A 15,773-nucleotide genomic window follows, 5' to 3' on the forward strand; every position below is an offset into this window, starting at 1 on the left:
GTCTCGATATGTGGTCGCTACACCGAGCTGTCCGGGGGGGCGTCAGTTCCGGGGCTGCTCAGTAGCGTGTGAGGGCGGTGGGTCCCGACGCCGTCCCGATCGCCATGTGCGGCCGCCGCTTTTCATCGGCCCACGAGAGGATCCGCCGCATCGCGTCCTCGGGCACGGACACACAACCCGCCGTTGCCCCCCGCCCGTTGACGTGCAGGAAGATGCCGGCGCCGCGCCCGCGCACCGGGCGGTCGTAGTTGAAGCCGATCACCAGGGCGTGCGTGTACTGCGGGTCGTAGGTGATGAGGTGCTCGGACTCGGCGGCGCGGCAGTCGGCCGGGCGTGGCTGGGTCCAGCGGTTGTAGGAGCGGGAGTCGTTGTCCTGACACCACCAGGAGTCCTTGGTGACGCGGCGGTAGGAGTAATCCGTGCCGGACGGCGCGGGCTCGATCCCGAAGGCGTACGGGAGCCGGAAGAGCCCGGTGGGCGTCGTGTTCGTCCCCTGCTTGCGGGAACCGCCCTCCGTCAGGCCGTTCGCGCCGAAGCGCCCCGCCGTGGACCCGGACTTCACCCACCGCCCGCCGCGCCGGTCCCACCATGCGACGGTGCCGGTGGTGGAAGCGGTGCGCGCGGCCTCGGCGGTGATGAGCTGGGTGCCGCCGCCCGTGTCGGCCATGCGGTCCGGCAGCGGTGGATCCGTGCCGGGCGCGGCTCCGAGCGTGCCGACGACGGCCAGGAGGACGGCTGCTGCGGACGCGAGGGCGACGGCACGGGGGCGCATGGCTCAGACCGTAGTAGGGGGCAAGGGCAGTGGCAGCCCCGGCAGGCCGTCCATGCTCTGCGCGATGTGCTCTTTCTTGGCGAAGTACGCGCTCAGCGAGGCGTCGTCCTCCCGTGCGAACCGCCTGGCGTGCAGGTCGCGGTCCTCGTCGTACGACATGAAGGGCACCGCGTATCCGCAGGAGTCGCGGACGACTTCGGCCGTCACGACGATGATCGCGCGCAGGCCGTGCTGAGTGGCGTCGACGTCGGGAAAGTGGCCGAGCAGCTCGGCCCAGCGCGGGTCGTCACGGAAGACGGGTTCTCCGCGGCCGTGCACCCGAACGATGTTCGGCGGACCCTGGAAGGCACACCACATCAGCGTGACGCGGCCGTTCTCGCGCAGGTGCGCGACGGTCTCCGCGGTGCTGCCGGCGAAGTCCAGGTAGGCCACGGTGTGTTCGTCGATGACGGCGAAGGAACCCGTGATGCCCTTGGGGGAGAGATTGACCGTGCCGTCGCCGGAGAGGGGCGCGGTCGCGGTGAAGAAGAGAGGCTGAGCCTCGATGAACGAGCGGAGTCTGCCGTCTATGCGTTCGTAAGTCTTTCCCATGCCTAAGGATTATTCACAAAGTTAGTTCGCCTGTCTAATGACTTCGCGCGGTGTGGTGCGGTGTCGCATGGCGCCGCGTGGGGCTGGATTGACGAAACATACGATGCACTGCATACTCATGCATGACGGTGAATGCAGGTTAAGGAGCACGTGAAGTGAGCAGCAACAACGGCGGTGACGTCCGGCTCTGGGGCGGCCGGTTCGCGGACGGCCCGGCAGAGGCCCTGGCCAAGCTGTCGGCATCGGTCCACTTCGACTGGCGCCTCGCGCCGTACGACATCGCCGGTTCCCGCGCCCACGCGCGCGTGCTCCACAAGGCGGGGCTGCTCACCGAGGACGAGCTGACCCGCATGCTGGGCGGCCTCGACCAGCTCGAAGCCGACGTGGCCGACGGCTCCTTCGTCGGCACCATCGCCGACGAGGACGTCCACACCGCATTGGAGCGGGGGCTCCTGGAGCGGCTCGGCCCGGACCTCGGCGGCAAGCTCCGCGCGGGCCGGTCGCGCAACGACCAGGTGGCAACCCTCTTCCGGATGTACCTGCGGGACCACGCCCGCGTCATCGGCGGCCTGATCGCCGACCTCCAGGGTGCGCTCGTCGGCCTCGCCGAGGCGCACCCGGACGTCGCCATGCCGGGCCGTACGCACCTCCAGCACGCCCAGCCCGTGCTCTTCGCGCACCACGTCCTCGCGCACGTCCAGTCGCTCTCCCGGGACGCGGAACGCCTGCGGCAGTGGGACGAGCGGACGGCCGTTTCGCCGTACGGCTCGGGCGCGCTCGCGGGATCCTCTCTGGGCCTGGACCCCGAGGCCGTCGCCGCGGACCTCGGCTTCGAGCACGGCTCGGCGGCCAACTCCATCGACGGGACGGCCGCCCGCGACTTCGCGGCGGAGTTCGCCTTCATCACCGCGATGATCGGCGTGAACCTCTCCCGGATCGCCGAGGAGATCATCCTCTGGAACACGAAGGAGTTCTCCTTCGTCACGCTCCACGACGCCTTCTCGACCGGCTCGTCGATCATGCCGCAGAAGAAGAACCCGGACATCGCCGAGCTGGCACGCGGCAAGTCGGGCCGCCTCATCGGCAACCTGACCGGCTTGATGGCGACGCTCAAGGCGCTCCCGCTCGCTTACAACCGCGACCTCCAGGAGGACAAGGAGCCGGTCTTCGACTCCTGCGACCAGCTGGAGGTCCTGCTCCCCGCCTTCACCGGCATGATGGCGACGCTCACCGTGCACCGCGAGCGCATGGAGGAGCTGGCCCCGGCCGGCTTCTCGCTCGCCACGGACATCGCCGAGTGGCTGGTCAAGCAGGGTGTGCCGTTCCGTGTCGCGCACGAGGTCGCCGGTGAATGCGTCAAGGAGTGCGAGGCGCACGGCATCGAGCTCGACCAGCTCACGGACGAGCAGTTCGCCAAGATCTCCGAGCACCTCACGCCCGAGGTCAGGACCGTCCTGAACGTCCCCGGCGCCCTGGCGTCCCGCAACGGCCGCGGCGGCACCGCCCCTTCGGCCGTCGCCGCCCAGCTCGCCGAGGTCAAGGCCGACCTGACGGTCCAGCAGGAGTGGGCCGCGGCGCGCAAGTGACGCGGGAACAGCGTCGCGGCGCGTAAGTGTCGCGGGGGCAGTGCGTGCCGCGTTGACGTGGGCATCGCGGGTTACGTTGGTCGTCTTCGCAAGGAGCCGAAGGAGTCGACCGAACGGAGCCCGCGATGCCTTTCGCACGTCTGGCCGCAGCGACCACCCCCACCGCACACATCGGCTTCGGCCTGGCCGCCGTCGGCAGGCCCGGCTACATCACGCTCGGCCGCGACGCCGACCTGCCGCCCTCGCGCAGTGTCGAGGCCCTGCGCGAGCGCACCCTCGAACTCCTCGACGCCGCCTACGCGCTGGGCGTGCGGTACATCGACGTGGCGCGCTCCTACGGCCGCTCCGAGGAGTTCCTCGCCGACTGGCTGCACGCAAGGCCCGACATCCGTGACGTCGTGATCGGCAGCAAGTGGGGCTACACGTACACGGCCGCCTGGAACGCCGACGCCGCGGGCCCGCACGAGGTCAAGGACCACAGCGTCGCCGCGTACGTCAGGCAGCGCGAGGAGAGCGCCCAGCTGCTCGGCGAGCGGCTCGACCTCTACCAGATCCACTCCGTGACGCCGCAGAGCCCCGCTCTCACCGACAAGGAACTGCACGCGAAACTGGCCGAGTTGGCAGCCGCTGGTGTGACGGTCGGGCTCTCCGTCAGCGGCCCGGAGCAGGCGGCCGCGATCCGCGCCGCGCTCGAAGTGACCGTCGACGGCGAGTCGCTCTTCCGTACCGTGCAGGCCACGTACAACGCCCTGGAGACGTCGGCGGGCCCCGCGCTCGCCGAGGCCCACGACGCGGGGCTCACCGTGCTCGTCAAGGAGGCCATGGCCAACGGCCGCCTCGCCGACGCGCAGGCGCCCGCGGCCCTGCGCGAGATCGCCGGGGCCACCGGGCTCGGCTGTGACGCGGTGGCCCTGGCCCTGGTGCTCCGGCAGCCGTGGGCGGGTGTGGTGCTCTCCGGTGCCGCCACCTCGGTCCAGCTCGTGTCGAACCTGCACGCGGCAGCCGTCGACCTCGACGCCGAGCAGTTGGAACGGCTCGCGGGCCTGGTGGAGGAGCCCGCCGCGTACTGGGAGCGGCGCGGGCAGCTGCCCTGGAACTGAGAAACCCCGTCGGCCACCTCTCCGCTGAGAGGCGCGCATATCTCGTGAGACAAAAATGTCTCATGTGGTCTATGGTTGTCTCATGTCAGTCGATCGCGACCAGGTGCTGCGCAGTGCGGCGGCGCTCCTCACCCGCAAAGGCTCGTCCACGATGGACGAGGTGGCGCGGGCGGCGGGGATCAGCCGGGCCACCCTGCACCGTCACTTCGCCGGGCGCGACGCCCTCGTACGCGCCCTGGAAGAGCTCGGCATCCAGGAGTGCGAGGCCGCTCTCGAAGCGGCCAGGCTCGGCGAGGACGGCGCCCAGGAGGCGCTGCGCCGTCTGGTGAAGGAGATCCAGTCGGCCGCCGGCCTGCTCGCGTTCCTCGTCACCGAGAACCAGCTCTTCGAGGACGACGCGCAGCACGAGGGCTGGTCCCGGCTCGACGACAGTATCGGCGCGCTCTTCCGGCGCGGCCAGGAGGGCGGAGAGTTCCGCATCGACCTGAGCCCCGTCTGGCTCACGGAGGCGCTGTACGGCCTCATCGGCGCCGGCGCCTGGGCCGTACTGGACGGCCGCGTGGCCGCCAAGGACTTCACACACATGATCGCCGAGCTGCTGATCGGCGGCGCACAACGGAGAGTGGAACCATGACCAGCATCGAACAGCGGACCGCGTCGGCGGAGGTCGAGCGCAGCCCCGGCCGCTGGCTCGCGCTCGCCGTGCTGGTCCTGGCCGTGCTGCTCGTCGCGGTGGACGCTACGGTGCTCGGCCTGGCCACGCCCTACATCAGCGAGGACCTCAAGCCGACCGGCACGCAGCTGCTGTGGATCGGCGACGTGTACTCGTTCGTCATCGCCGGTCTGCTCGTCTCCATGGGCAGCCTCGGTGACCGCATCGGCCGCAAGAAGCTCCTGCTGATCGGTGCCGTCGCCTTCGGCGCGGTCTCGGTGCTCAACGCGTACGCGACCACTCCCGAACTCCTCATGCTGGCCCGGGCGCTGCTCGGTGTCGCGGGCGCGACGCTGATGCCGTCCACGCTCGCGCTGATCCGCAACATCTTCCACGACCCGCGCGAGCGCAGCCTCGCGGTCGGTATCTGGGGCGCGATGGCGTCGGCGGGCGCGGCAGTCGGACCTGTCGTCGGCGGCTTCCTGCTCGAGCACTTCTGGTGGGGCTCGGTCTTCCTGATCAACCTGCCGGTGATGGCGGTCCTGGTCCTCGTCGGCATCAAGTTCCTGCCCGAGTCGAAGAACCCGGCGCCGGGTCCGTGGGACATGATCAGCGTCGTGCTCTCGCTCATCGGCATGATCGCCGTCGTGTACGCGATCAAGGAGGCGGCGGCGCACGGCTTCCGCTGGGACGTCGCGGTGGCGGCGGTGCTCGGCGTGGCGGCGCTCACCTGGTTCGTACGGCGCCAGCTCACCCTGACGGCGCCGCTCCTGGACATGCGTCTGTTCCGCAACCGGGGGTTCTCCGGGGCGGTCCTGGCCGACCTCCTCACGGTGCTCGGGCTCTCCGGCCTGGTCTTCTTCCTCTCCCAGTTCCTGCAACTGGTGCAGGGGCGGCGGCCGTTCGAGGCGGGCCTCGCCGAACTGCCCGCCGCGGTGGGCGCGGTGGCTGCCGGTCTGATCGCGGGCATGGTCGCGCGGCGGTTCTCCGTGCGAGCGGTGGTCGCCGGTGGGCTCGCGGCCGTGGGGCTCGCGCTGGCGGCGCTCACGACGCTGGAGCAGAGCACCGGCTATCCGCTGCTCGGAGCCTCGCTCCTGGTCGTCGGCATCGGCGCGGGCTTCTCGTTCACGGTGACCGCCGACGTCATCCTCTCCAGCGTGCCCAAGGAACAGGCGGGCGCCGCGTCCGCGGTCTCCGAGACGGCGTACGAACTGGGTGCGGCACTCGGCATCGCCCTGCTCGGCTCCATCGTCACCGGCGTCTACCGCGACTTCACCGCCCCGGCGAGCACCCCGCCCGAGGTGGCGTCGGCCGCGCACGAGTCGCTGGGCGGCGCGGTGGAATCCTCCGGGGCCCTCCCGGCCCACGAGGCCCAGGCCCTGCTGCACTCGGCCCAGGACGCCTTCGTCGACGGCCTGCGCCTGGCGGCGGGTGTGGGCGCGGCAGTCCTCATCGCCACGGCCGTGGCGGCGTGGTTCCTCCTGAAGGGCTCAAAGCTGGAGGACAGCGCCCCGTAATGCGGCTCCGCCGCGCGGGGAACTGCGCGCTCAGCCACGGACGGCCCGCAGGCGACGAACGACGGGAAAGCGGAACGCCCGCCACTGACGCGCCCCGAAGGGGCGTGGGGAACTGCGCGACCAGCCCCAGGCGGCCCGCAGGCGACGAACGACGGGAAAGCGGACGCCCGCCCCGGTGCCGGGTGAGATCCCCGGTGCCGGGGCGAGCCATTGACGCGTCCCGAAGGGGCGCGGGGAACTGCGCGCTCAGCCCCTGGCGGCCCGCAGCCGACGAACGACGGGAAAGCGGACGCCCGCCCCGGTGCCGGGGGGAGATCCTCAGCGCACGGGGCGAGCCATTGACGTGCCCCGAAGGGGCGCGGGGAACTGCGCGACCAGCCCCAGGCGGCCCGCAGGCGACGAACGACGGGAAAGCGGACGCCCGCCCCGGTGCCGGGGGGGAGATCCTCAGCGCACGGGGCGAGCCATTGACGCGTCCCGAAGGGGCGCGGGGAACTGCGCGACCAGCCCCTGGCGGCCCGCAGGCGACGAACGAAGGGGGAAAGCGGAACGCCCGCCCCGGTGCCGGGGGATGACCCCGGCGCCGCGGCGGGCGCACTGCCGAAGACCGGGCCCCGGGCTACGCCGCCTTCGCCTTGGTCGCGTACATGTCCACGTACTCCTGGCCGGACAGCTGCATGACCTCCGTCATCACGGAGTCCGTCACGGCGCGGAGCACGTAGCGGTCGCGGTCCATGCCCTCGTAGCGCGAGAACTCCATCGGCTCACCGAAGCGCACCGTCACGCGGCCCGGGCGCGGAAGGCCCTTGCCGCCCGGCTGGAGCTTGTCGGTGCCGATCATGGCGAAGGGGACGACGGGGGCGCCGGTCATCAGGGTCAGGCGGGCGATGCCCGTACGGCCGCGGTACAGCCGGCCGTCGGGGGAGCGGGTGCCTTCGGGGTAGATGCCGAAGAGCTTGCCCTCCTCCAGGACGCGCCGCCCGGTCATCAGGGCAGCCACACCGCCGTGGCCGCCGTCGCGGTCCACGGGGATCATCCCGGAGCCCGTGAAGAACCAGGCCATCAGGCGGCCCTTGAGCCCCTTGCCCGTGACGTACTCGTCCTTGCCGATGAAGAACACCGGACGCGGGCAGACGAGAGGCATGATCATCGAGTCGATGAACGTGAGGTGGTTACCGGCCATGATGACCGGACCGGTGCCCGGAATGTTCTCTGCGCCTTCCACCCGGGGGCGGAACATCAGACGCAAGATCGGTCCGAGCACAGCCTTGATGAGCGCGAGACGGGACAACGGGCCCTCCGGTGTCAACGGGTCAGTGACGAGTATGTGCAGGTGAGGACGATACTCGCGGGTCCCCGCTCACCGCACATCGGGTTCACGCCCTCGACACGCAGAGTTGACACGCGGGTGCGTGGTGCAGCCCTCGGGCCGCCCTCCCTGTGACGACGTTATCCCTGTGTGCGGCATGTGGCGCGTTCGAGTGGCCCTTGTCACGCACCGCGGTCACGCGCTGCCACGGAGTTCGCGGGCCGTCCGCACCGGACCGGTGCCCACCGAAAGGACCCCCTGCCGCACACCAGTCGCCATCCGGCGTCACCCTTCCGTTCGGTCCAGGGTCTCCCGTCCGTCACACGGGGCCACCTACGATCGAGCCGCTTTGTCAGGTGCAAGGCAGTGCAACGGGAGGAGCGCTCAATGGCTACGCAGAAATCGGGTCGGTCGGGGTCGGGGTCGGGGGAGCGGCGGCCGGGTCGGCGCGCGGTACTGGGAGCGGCGGTCCTCGGGGCGGGCACAGCCGTCGCAGGACTGCCCGGCGTGGCGAGAGCCGACGCCGGGCGCGGGCACGGTCACCACGACCTGCCGGTGCCCACTGTCGTCGCGCACCGCGGCGCGAGCGGCTACCGGCCCGAGCACACGCTCGGCTCGTACCAGCTCGCCCTCGACATGGGCGCGCACGTCATCGAGCAGGACATCGTGCCCACCAAGGACGGCCATCTCGTATGCCGTCACGAGAACGACATCACCGCGACGACGGACGTCGCCGCGCACCCCGAGTTCGCGTCCCGCAGGACCACCAAGTCCGTGGACGGGGTCTCGCTCACCGGCTGGTTCACCGAGGACTTCACGCTCGCCGAGCTGAAGACGCTGCGCGCCAAGGAGCGCATCCCCGGCACCCGCCAGCGCAACACCCTCTACGACGGCCGCTGGGACGTGCCCACCCTGGAGGAGGTCTTCCGGTGGGCCGACCGGCAGGGCCGGGAGCGCGGCAAGCGGGTCTGGCTGCACATCGAGACCAAGCACCCCACGTACTTCCGCAAGCTGGGCCTCGGCCTGGAGGAGCCGCTCGCCAAGCTCCTGCGCAAGTACGGGCGGCACAAGAAGAGCTCGCCCAACTTCCTGCAGTCCTTCGAGCCCAGCAGCATCCAGCGCCTGAACAAGCTGGTCGGCCCGCCGCTCGTGGTGCTCCTGTCCGGCGCGAGCTCCCGCCCGTGGGACTTCGTCGAGGCGGGCGACCCGCGCACCGTCGCCGACCTCATCAAGCCCGAGGGCCTGAGGTGGATGGCGTCGTTCGCGCAGGGCATCGGCCCCACGCTCGACCTGATCATCCCCAAGAAGCCCGACGGAAGCCTCGGCACCCCGACCACCCTGGTCAAGGACGCGCACAAGGAGGGCCTGATCCTGCACCCGTACACGATGCGCAACGAGAACACCTTCCTGCCCGCGAACTTCAGGAAGGGCACCGACCCGAACGCCTACGGCGACGCATTCGGCGCCTTCAGGGCCTACTTCGAGACGGGCATCGACGGGATCTTCTCCGACAACTGCGACACCGCGCTGCTCGCCCGCGAGGACTTCGTCAACAGCTGATCGTCCGGCCCCGGTTGGGGTGACAGACGGCCGCCCCGGCAACCTCCTGCCGGAGCGGCCGCGTCCCGCCCTGCATGACCCACTCGCTCATCCCCGCGCTGCGTCCGCTCCTCGCCGCCGAGGCCTCCGCCGCGGCGTACGGCTCCGGCGCAGACCCCGGCGACCTCGAACAGGCCGTCTGGCTGCGCCTGTTGGAACGCATGGAGACCGCCGACCCGCCCGCCGACCCGGCCACCTGGCTGCGGGCCGCCGTGGCCGCCGAGGCACGCCGCACCCGGCGTACGGCTGAGCGCGAAGTGGCGTACGCGACCGAGCCCGCCGACGACACCGAGCGCGGGCCCGAGCAGCGCGCCCTGCGGGCCGACCGCGACCGCACCCTGCACGCGGCGGTGCGCAGACTGCCCGGGCGCTGCCCCGGCCTCATGGCGGCACTGCTGTCCCCCAAGGACCTCACCTACCGGGAGATCGCAGGTGAGTTGGGAATGTCACAGGGCAGCCTGGGGCCGGAACGTTCCCGTTGCCTGGGATGCCTGCGCAGAATGCTCGCGGCGGAGGTTGCAGCTCCTGAACCGTGGGGAAAGGAGCGATAGACAACCGGCGGAGCAGGTGAGCGGGAGGCATGCACACATGGGCATGAGCGTGACCATCTCGGAGGCGGGCGGACAGGACGCCGAGAAGATCCTCAAACTGCAGTACCTGTGCTACCAGAGCGAGGCCGAGCTGTACGGCGACTACTCCATCGAGCCGCTCACCCAGTCCCTCGACTCCATCAAGGCCGAACTGACCGCCGGCAGCGTGCTGGTGGCCCGCCTCGGGGACGAGGTGGTCGCATCCGTGCGCGGCACGGTCGACCCCGACGGCACGGCGCGGATCAACAAACTCATCGTCCACCCCAGGATGCAGCGCCACGGCCTGGGAGGCAGGCTCCTGGACGCGATAGAGGGACGCCTCGGCGCGGGCGGCACCGCCAAGTGCTTCCAGCTCTTCACCGGCCACCGCAGCGAACAGAATCTCCAGCTGTACCGCAAGCATGGCTATACGGCGGTGAAGACCCAGCACGTGAACGACCGGCTCACGCTGCTCACGCTCTCCAAGGAGGCGATCGCGGGGGCGTACGCGGCCAGGGTCTAGCGCCCCGCCCTGCGCGCCTTGTTCAGCCAGAAGATCGCCGTGGCGGGCAGGATCACCGGAATGAACAGATAGCCCATCCCGAAGTCCGACCACACCGTGGCGTCGGGGAAGGCGGACGGCTCGACGAGCGTCCACGTCCCCACCGCCAGGACGCCCACCAGCTCGGCGGCGCAGCACACCAGCGCCGCCCTGCGGGCCTTCTCGCCGCCGCGCACGAGCGAGTACGTGATGAAGCCGTAGACGAGACCCGCGAGCGCGGACAGCGTGTACGCGAGCGGCGCCTTGTGGAAGTCGGTCGAGATCTGCACGGCGGAGCGCGACACCGCGCCGACCACCATCACCCCGTACAGCCACACCAGCAGGATGCCGGGGCCGCTGATCAGCCTCTGCCGGGTGCCCTGGCTCTTGCCGTCCTCGGTCACCGTCACCTCAGCCTCCCCAGATGTCGTAGAGCCGCACCTGGAGCACGGCAAGGACCACGCCACCCGCGGCGACCGTGATGGAGCCCCAACGGGTGCGCTCCGCGAGGGACATGAAGCCCGCGGCCGGTACGCAGGCGAAGGAGCCGACCAGATACGCAACGAAGATCGTCGTGCCCTGCTCCGGCTTCTCGCCCCGCGCCAGCTGGACGATGCCGACGATCAGCTGGACGGTGGCCAGGAACGTCACCACGCCCATGCCGATGAAGTGCCAGTCCTTGGTCGGCTGGTCCCGGTAGGCGGCGAAACCGCACCACGCGGCGAGGGCGAGCGCGGCCACGGCGGTCGCGATCGTCAGGGCAACAAGCATGCGGTGACTTTATTACGGGCCCTATGACCCGATGCGCGCACCCCTATGACCCGATGCGCGCACTCCTATGACCCGATGCGCGCACCCCTAAGGCCCGATGCGCGCACCCCGGGGGTGCCCCGTACGCTCGGACACCATGAAGATCCACGCTGAAGCGCTCCTGTTCGACAACGACGGCACCCTCATCTCCTCCATGGAGTCGGTGTACCGCTGCTGGAGGCGCTTGGCGCAGGAGTACGGGATCACCGCCGAGGAGTTCGCGCGGGTCGAGCTGCACGGCCGCCCCGCCGCCGAGATCATCGCCGACATGCTGCCCACCGAGCGCGTGGCCGAGGCCGTCGCCCGCATCGAGGAGCTCGAGGTCTCGGACGTCGCCGGCGGCGTCGTACTCCTTCCCGGCACCCGTGAGCTGCTCGAATCCCTGCCGCCCGAGCGCTGGGCCGTCGTCACCTCCGCGGGGCGGCGCCTGGCCGAGGCACGCCTCGCCGAGGTCGGCATCGACGCGAAGATGCTCATCGCCGCCGCCGACATCACGCGCGGCAAGCCCGACCCGGAGCCCTTCCTGCTCGCGGCCGCGAAACTGGGCGTCGACCCGGCGCGCTGCGTCGTCTTCGAGGACGCGCCGGCCGGTCTCACCGCGGGACGCGCGGCCGGCATGACCACCGTGGCGTTGGCCACAACACACACCGCCGGCGAGCTGTCCGCCGACGTCGTCGTGAAGGACCTCTCGGCCGTGTCCGCGCAGGCCACCGAGGGTGGCGTGGAGATCACCACCGAGGGCTGAGCCGTCGCCCGTCCGCGTCCGTGCCCGTCCACCGGTTGTCCGTATAGCGGACAACCGGAGCGGGGCGCGGACGCACGCGTGTTTTACTGGTCCACATGACCACGACGAGCAGCCGCATCCCTGCGACCGAGGCGATCACGACGCCCGGTGCTCGTTGTATGTGTCGAATGTGCGCCTTCTGAGGGCCCCCGCACCACTCCTGAGCATCGCGCCCCGAAGCGAAGCCGCTGTGCCGCGCCCCTGTGCCACGTACGCCTTACCGGCGGACATGACGTAGGACGCGAGCCTGCCCCGCGCACACCTCCTCCGGTTCTTTTCGCCACCGCGAGAAACCGTGCCGCGTTCCCCACGAATGCCCCGTGCCCGGCGAGAACCGCGCCGCGCACTCGACAGTGACGGAAACCCCTGTGATCACCACTTCCGGCCTGACCAAGGTCTACCGCTCACGCGGTCGTGAAGTAACTGCCCTCGACGGCGTCGATCTGCATGTCCGCGAAGGCGAGGTGTACGGCGTCATCGGCCAGTCCGGCGCCGGCAAATCCTCGCTGATCCGCTGCGTGAACCTCCTGGAGCGCCCCACCTCCGGCACCGTGTCCGTCGCCGGCCAGGACCTCACCGCCATCGCCGGGCGCGGCAGCCGCGCGAGCAAGGACCTGCGCCGGGCGCGCAGCCGCATCGGCATGGTCTTCCAGCACTTCAACCTGCTGTCGTCGCGCACCGTCAAGGACAACATCGAGCTGCCCCTGGAGATCCTCGGCCTCAGCGGCGCCGAGCGCTCCCGCAAGGCCCTGGAACTCCTCGACCTGGTCGGCCTCGCCGACAAGGCGAAGTCCTACCCGGCGCAGCTCTCCGGCGGCCAGAAGCAGCGCGTCGGCATCGCCCGCGCGCTCGCCGGCGACCCGAAGGTGCTGCTCTCCGACGAGGCGACCAGCGCCCTCGACCCGGAGACCACCCGCTCCATCCTCAAGCTCCTGCGCGACCTCAACCAGCAGCTCGGCCTGACCGTCCTGCTGATCACGCACGAGATGGACGTCGTCAAGAGCGTCTGCGACTCCGCGGCCCTCATGGAGAACGGGCGGATCGTCGAGTCCGGCACCGTCACCGAGCTGCTCGCGACGCCCGGCTCCGAGCTGGCCGCCGCGCTCTTCCCGGTCAGCGGCGAGGCATCGGGCCTCGACCGCACCGTCGTCGACGTGACCTTCCACGGCGAAGCCGCGACCCAGCCGGTCATCTCCCAGCTCTCGCGCACGTACAACATCGACATCTCGATCCTCGGCGCCGCGATGGACACCGTCGCGGGCAGGCAGGTCGGCCGCATGCGCATCGAGCTGCCGGGACGCTTCGAGGAGAACGTCGTTCCGATCGGCTTCCTGCGTGAGCAGGGGCTGCAGGTCGACATCGCGGGCCAGGACCCCGTGACCACGCCGAAGGACGCCACGCTGCTGGTCAAGGAAGGTGCCAAGTGACCTGGTCGGAGATGCAGCCCCTGCTGGAGCAGGCCTGTTGGGACACCCTCTACATGGTCGGCTGGTCGACGCTGATAGCCGTCGTCGCCGGTCTGCCGCTCGGCATTCTGCTGGTCCTCACCGACCGCGGCGGGCTGCTGCAGAACACGGTCCTGAACAAGCTCATCGGGCAGGTCGTGAACATCGCGCGCTCGATGCCCTTCATCATCCTCATGGTCGCGCTGATGGGCCTCACGCGCTGGATCACGGGCACCACGATCGGCCGCGAGGCCGCCATCGTGCCGCTCGCGATCGGTGCCATCCCGTTCTTCGCGCGCCTCGTGGAGACCTCGGTGCGCGAGGTCGACGGCGGTCTCGTCGAGGCCGTGCAGTCGATGGGCGGCAACACCTGGACCGTCGTACGCAAGGTCCTCGTGCCGGAGTCGCTGCCGTCGCTGATCTCCAGCACGACCACGACGATCGTCACGATCCTCGGCTACTCGGCCATCACCGGCGCCGTCGGCGCGGGCGGCCTCGGCGACATCGCCATCCGCTACGGCTACCAGCGCTTCGAGACCGAACTGATGTGGATCACCGTCGGCGTCCTCGCCGTGGTCATCTCGATCATCCAGTTCGCGGGCGACTACGCGGCCCGCAGGCTGCACCGGCGCGGCGGCCACTCGGGCGCCGCACCGCGCCTGCGCTTCCTCAAGCTCGCGCCGTCGAAGGCTTCCTGACCACCGAAGGCTTCCCGAAACTCACCCCGCACATCCCATCGCGGGGCGTACCACCCATGGAGAAAGGCACTTTTCGTGCGTAACACCGCCAAGATCACCACCGCTGTCCTCGCCGCCGGAGCCCTCACCCTCGGTCTCTCCGCCTGCGGCTCCGACAAGGGCTCCGCCGCGGGGGACAAGGACGGCCCGCTCATCGTCGCCGCCACTCCCACGCCGCAGGGCGAGATCCTCGACTACGTCAAGAAGAACCTGGCGAAGAAGGCCGGTCTCGACCTCGACGTGCGAGAGTTCACCGACTACGTCACGCCGAACACCGCCGTGGAGCAGGGCGAGGTCTTCGCCAACTACTTCCAGCACAAGCCGTACCTGGACGACTTCAACAAGAAGAACGGCACGGACATCGTGCCGGTCCCGAAGGCGACGGTGCACCTGGAGCCGCTCGGCGTCTACTCCAAGAGCGTCAAGAAGCTCGACGACCTCAAGAAGGGCGCCACGGTCGCGCTCCCGAACGACACCACGAACGAGGCCCGCGCACTCAAGCTCCTGGCCGACAACGGCCTGATCGAGCTCAAGAAGGGCGTCGGTTACGAGGCGACCCCCAAGGACGTCTCGAAGAACCCGAAGAACCTCAAGTTCAAGGAGATCGAGGCCGCCCAGGTGCCCCGTTCCCTCGGTGACGTCGACGCCGCGGTGATCAACGGCAACTACGCCCTGGAGGCCAAGCTCAGCCCGGCCAAGGACGCCATCGTCGCCGAGCCCGCCAAGGGCAACCCCTACGGCAACTTCCTCGCCGTGAAGAAGGGCGACGAGAACGACCCGCGCGTGAAGAAGCTCGCCAAGCTCCTCACCTCGCCCGAGGTCAAGAAGTTCATCGACGACAAGTACGACGGCGCCGTCGTCGCGGCGTTCTGATCATGCGTACGCCCGTCATCGCGGCCGCGGGAGCACTCGCTCTCACGCTCGGCCTGACCGCGTGCGGCTCCGGATCCGGTTCGGGAGGCGACGGCGACACGCTCACCGTCGGCGCCACCCCGACCCCGGCCGGTGAAGTCCTCACGTACATCAAGCAGAACCTCGCGAAGAAGAAGGGACTCGACCTCCAGATCACGGAGTTCACGGACTACGTCACGCCGAACACCGCGCTCCAGGAAGGGTCCCTCGACGCCAACCTCTACCAGCACGCCCCGTACTTGGAGGACTTCAACAAGTCCAAGAAGACGGAGCTCACGCCGGTGACCGAGGTCTATCTGCCGCCGATGGGGGTGTACGCGAAGAAGGCGAAGGACGTCACCGAGCTGCCCGCCGGTGCGACCGTCGCCGTTCCGAACGACACCACCAACGAAGGCAGGGCGCTCGAACTCCTCGCCTCCAAGGGCGTCATCGGGCTCAAGAAGGGGGCCGGCGCGAACGCGACCCCCGAGGACATCACGTCCAACCCGAAGAAGCTCACCGTCAAGCCGCTGGAACCGGCCCAGCTGCCGCGCTCCCTGGAAGACGTCGAAGCCGCGGTCATCAACAACAACTACGCGCTCGACGCCGGACTCAGCCCCAAGAAGGACGCCATCCTTCTCGAGTCGCCCAAGGGCAATCCGTACAACAACGTGCTCGCCGTCAAGAAGGGCGCCGAGGACGACCCGAGGGTCAAGAAGCTGGCCGAACTGCTGACTTCACCCGAGGTGAAGCAGTTCATCAAGGACAAGTACAAGGGCTCCGTCCTGCCCGTCGAAACGAGCTGACGCACAGTCCGTTTCCGCCCTCACCACGGGGTCCTCTCCTGACGAAGGAGCGGACCCCGTGGTG

The 15,773-nt window shown here is 69.9% G+C and carries 17 protein-coding genes; 12 read left to right on the plus strand and 5 right to left on the minus strand.

What is annotated here, in order from left to right:
• Window positions 1-58: 58 nt before the first annotated feature.
• Together ACZ5WE_RS15480 and ACZ5WE_RS15485 are read right to left on the minus strand one after the other, a co-directional pair.
• The gene (locus ACZ5WE_RS15480; RefSeq protein WP_467686582.1) at window positions 59-772 is read right to left on the minus strand and encodes a L,D-transpeptidase family protein; all 714 of its coding nucleotides are present in this window, start codon (window positions 770-772) and stop codon (window positions 59-61) included.
• Between the two features lie 3 nt (window positions 773-775).
• Window positions 776-1,363 (minus strand): pyridoxamine 5'-phosphate oxidase family protein, encoded by a 588-nt coding sequence (locus ACZ5WE_RS15485; protein WP_467686580.1) that lies wholly within the window; start codon window positions 1,361-1,363, stop codon window positions 776-778.
• A 155-nt stretch (window positions 1,364-1,518) separates the two neighbouring features.
• Between ACZ5WE_RS15485 and argH the strand changes: the two genes are divergently transcribed.
• From argH to ACZ5WE_RS15505, 4 genes are all read left to right on the plus strand, one after another.
• Window positions 1,519-2,949 carry an argininosuccinate lyase gene (gene argH / locus ACZ5WE_RS15490; protein WP_467686578.1) on the plus strand — a complete coding sequence of 477 codons (1,431 nt, stop codon included), beginning with the start codon at window positions 1,519-1,521 and terminating at the stop codon, window positions 2,947-2,949.
• 125 nt (window positions 2,950-3,074) lie between these two features.
• Window positions 3,075-4,049, plus strand: coding sequence for an aldo/keto reductase (locus tag ACZ5WE_RS15495; protein ID WP_467686576.1), 975 nt, complete (start codon window positions 3,075-3,077; stop codon window positions 4,047-4,049).
• Window positions 4,050-4,131: 82 nt separating this feature from the next.
• Window positions 4,132-4,683 (plus strand): TetR/AcrR family transcriptional regulator, encoded by a 552-nt coding sequence (locus tag ACZ5WE_RS15500; RefSeq protein ID WP_467686574.1) that lies wholly within the window; start codon window positions 4,132-4,134, stop codon window positions 4,681-4,683.
• Window positions 4,680-6,218 carry an MFS transporter gene (locus ACZ5WE_RS15505; protein WP_467686572.1) on the plus strand — a complete coding sequence of 513 codons (1,539 nt, stop codon included), beginning with the start codon at window positions 4,680-4,682 and terminating at the stop codon, window positions 6,216-6,218. Before ACZ5WE_RS15500 ends, ACZ5WE_RS15505 begins: the two co-directional genes overlap by 4 nt.
• A 619-nt stretch (window positions 6,219-6,837) precedes the next feature.
• On the opposite strand, the gene ACZ5WE_RS15510 is transcribed toward ACZ5WE_RS15505, so the two are convergent.
• Window positions 6,838-7,458 (minus strand): lysophospholipid acyltransferase family protein, encoded by a 621-nt coding sequence (locus ACZ5WE_RS15510; RefSeq protein WP_237330157.1) that lies wholly within the window; start codon window positions 7,456-7,458, stop codon window positions 6,838-6,840.
• A gap of 456 nt (window positions 7,459-7,914) precedes the next feature.
• On the opposite strand from ACZ5WE_RS15510, the gene ACZ5WE_RS15515 reads away from it, so the two are divergent.
• The 3 genes from ACZ5WE_RS15515 (at window position 7,915) to ACZ5WE_RS15525 (ending at window position 10,218) form a co-directional block, all read left to right on the plus strand.
• Window positions 7,915-9,087, plus strand: a complete 1,173-nt coding sequence (locus ACZ5WE_RS15515) for a glycerophosphodiester phosphodiesterase (RefSeq protein ID WP_467686568.1) — start codon at window positions 7,915-7,917, stop codon at window positions 9,085-9,087.
• A gap of 74 nt (window positions 9,088-9,161) precedes the next feature.
• On the plus strand, window positions 9,162-9,677 hold the full coding sequence (locus ACZ5WE_RS15520; protein ID WP_467686566.1) for a sigma-70 family RNA polymerase sigma factor: 516 nt from the start codon (window positions 9,162-9,164) through the stop codon (window positions 9,675-9,677).
• A 37-nt stretch (window positions 9,678-9,714) separates the two neighbouring features.
• Window positions 9,715-10,218, plus strand: coding sequence for a GNAT family N-acetyltransferase (locus tag ACZ5WE_RS15525; protein ID WP_467686564.1), 504 nt, complete (start codon window positions 9,715-9,717; stop codon window positions 10,216-10,218).
• On the opposite strand, the gene ACZ5WE_RS15530 is transcribed toward ACZ5WE_RS15525, so the two are convergent.
• Both ACZ5WE_RS15530 and ACZ5WE_RS15535 read right to left on the minus strand, forming a co-directional pair.
• Window positions 10,215-10,646 (minus strand): hypothetical protein, encoded by a 432-nt coding sequence (locus tag ACZ5WE_RS15530; protein ID WP_467686562.1) that lies wholly within the window; start codon window positions 10,644-10,646, stop codon window positions 10,215-10,217. The two genes, ACZ5WE_RS15525 and ACZ5WE_RS15530, sit on opposite strands and share 4 nt — an antisense overlap.
• Window position 10,647: 1 nt before the next feature.
• The gene (locus ACZ5WE_RS15535) at window positions 10,648-11,007 is read right to left on the minus strand and encodes a hypothetical protein (protein WP_467686560.1); all 360 of its coding nucleotides are present in this window, start codon (window positions 11,005-11,007) and stop codon (window positions 10,648-10,650) included.
• A 136-nt stretch (window positions 11,008-11,143) separates the two neighbouring features.
• Between ACZ5WE_RS15535 and ACZ5WE_RS15540 the strand changes: the two genes are divergently transcribed.
• The 5 genes from ACZ5WE_RS15540 to ACZ5WE_RS15560 all read left to right on the plus strand — a co-directional run bounded on the left by ACZ5WE_RS15540 (window position 11,144) and on the right by ACZ5WE_RS15560 (window position 15,709).
• Window positions 11,144-11,791 (plus strand): HAD family hydrolase, encoded by a 648-nt coding sequence (locus ACZ5WE_RS15540; protein WP_467686558.1) that lies wholly within the window; start codon window positions 11,144-11,146, stop codon window positions 11,789-11,791.
• Window positions 11,792-12,198: 407 nt separating this feature from the next.
• Complete coding sequence (locus ACZ5WE_RS15545) at window positions 12,199-13,257, plus strand: methionine ABC transporter ATP-binding protein (protein ID WP_467686556.1); 1,059 nt, start codon at window positions 12,199-12,201, stop codon at window positions 13,255-13,257.
• On the plus strand, window positions 13,254-13,973 hold the full coding sequence (locus ACZ5WE_RS15550) for a methionine ABC transporter permease (RefSeq protein ID WP_467686554.1): 720 nt from the start codon (window positions 13,254-13,256) through the stop codon (window positions 13,971-13,973). The genes ACZ5WE_RS15545 and ACZ5WE_RS15550 overlap by 4 nt, the downstream gene beginning before the upstream one ends.
• A 75-nt stretch (window positions 13,974-14,048) precedes the next feature.
• Window positions 14,049-14,885, plus strand: a complete 837-nt coding sequence (locus ACZ5WE_RS15555) for a MetQ/NlpA family ABC transporter substrate-binding protein (protein WP_467686552.1) — start codon at window positions 14,049-14,051, stop codon at window positions 14,883-14,885.
• A gap of 2 nt (window positions 14,886-14,887) precedes the next feature.
• Complete coding sequence (locus tag ACZ5WE_RS15560) at window positions 14,888-15,709, plus strand: MetQ/NlpA family ABC transporter substrate-binding protein (protein WP_467686550.1); 822 nt, start codon at window positions 14,888-14,890, stop codon at window positions 15,707-15,709.
• Window positions 15,710-15,773 lie beyond the last annotated feature (64 nt).

It is taken from the genome of Streptomyces sp. NPDC033180 (genome assembly GCF_055577645.1).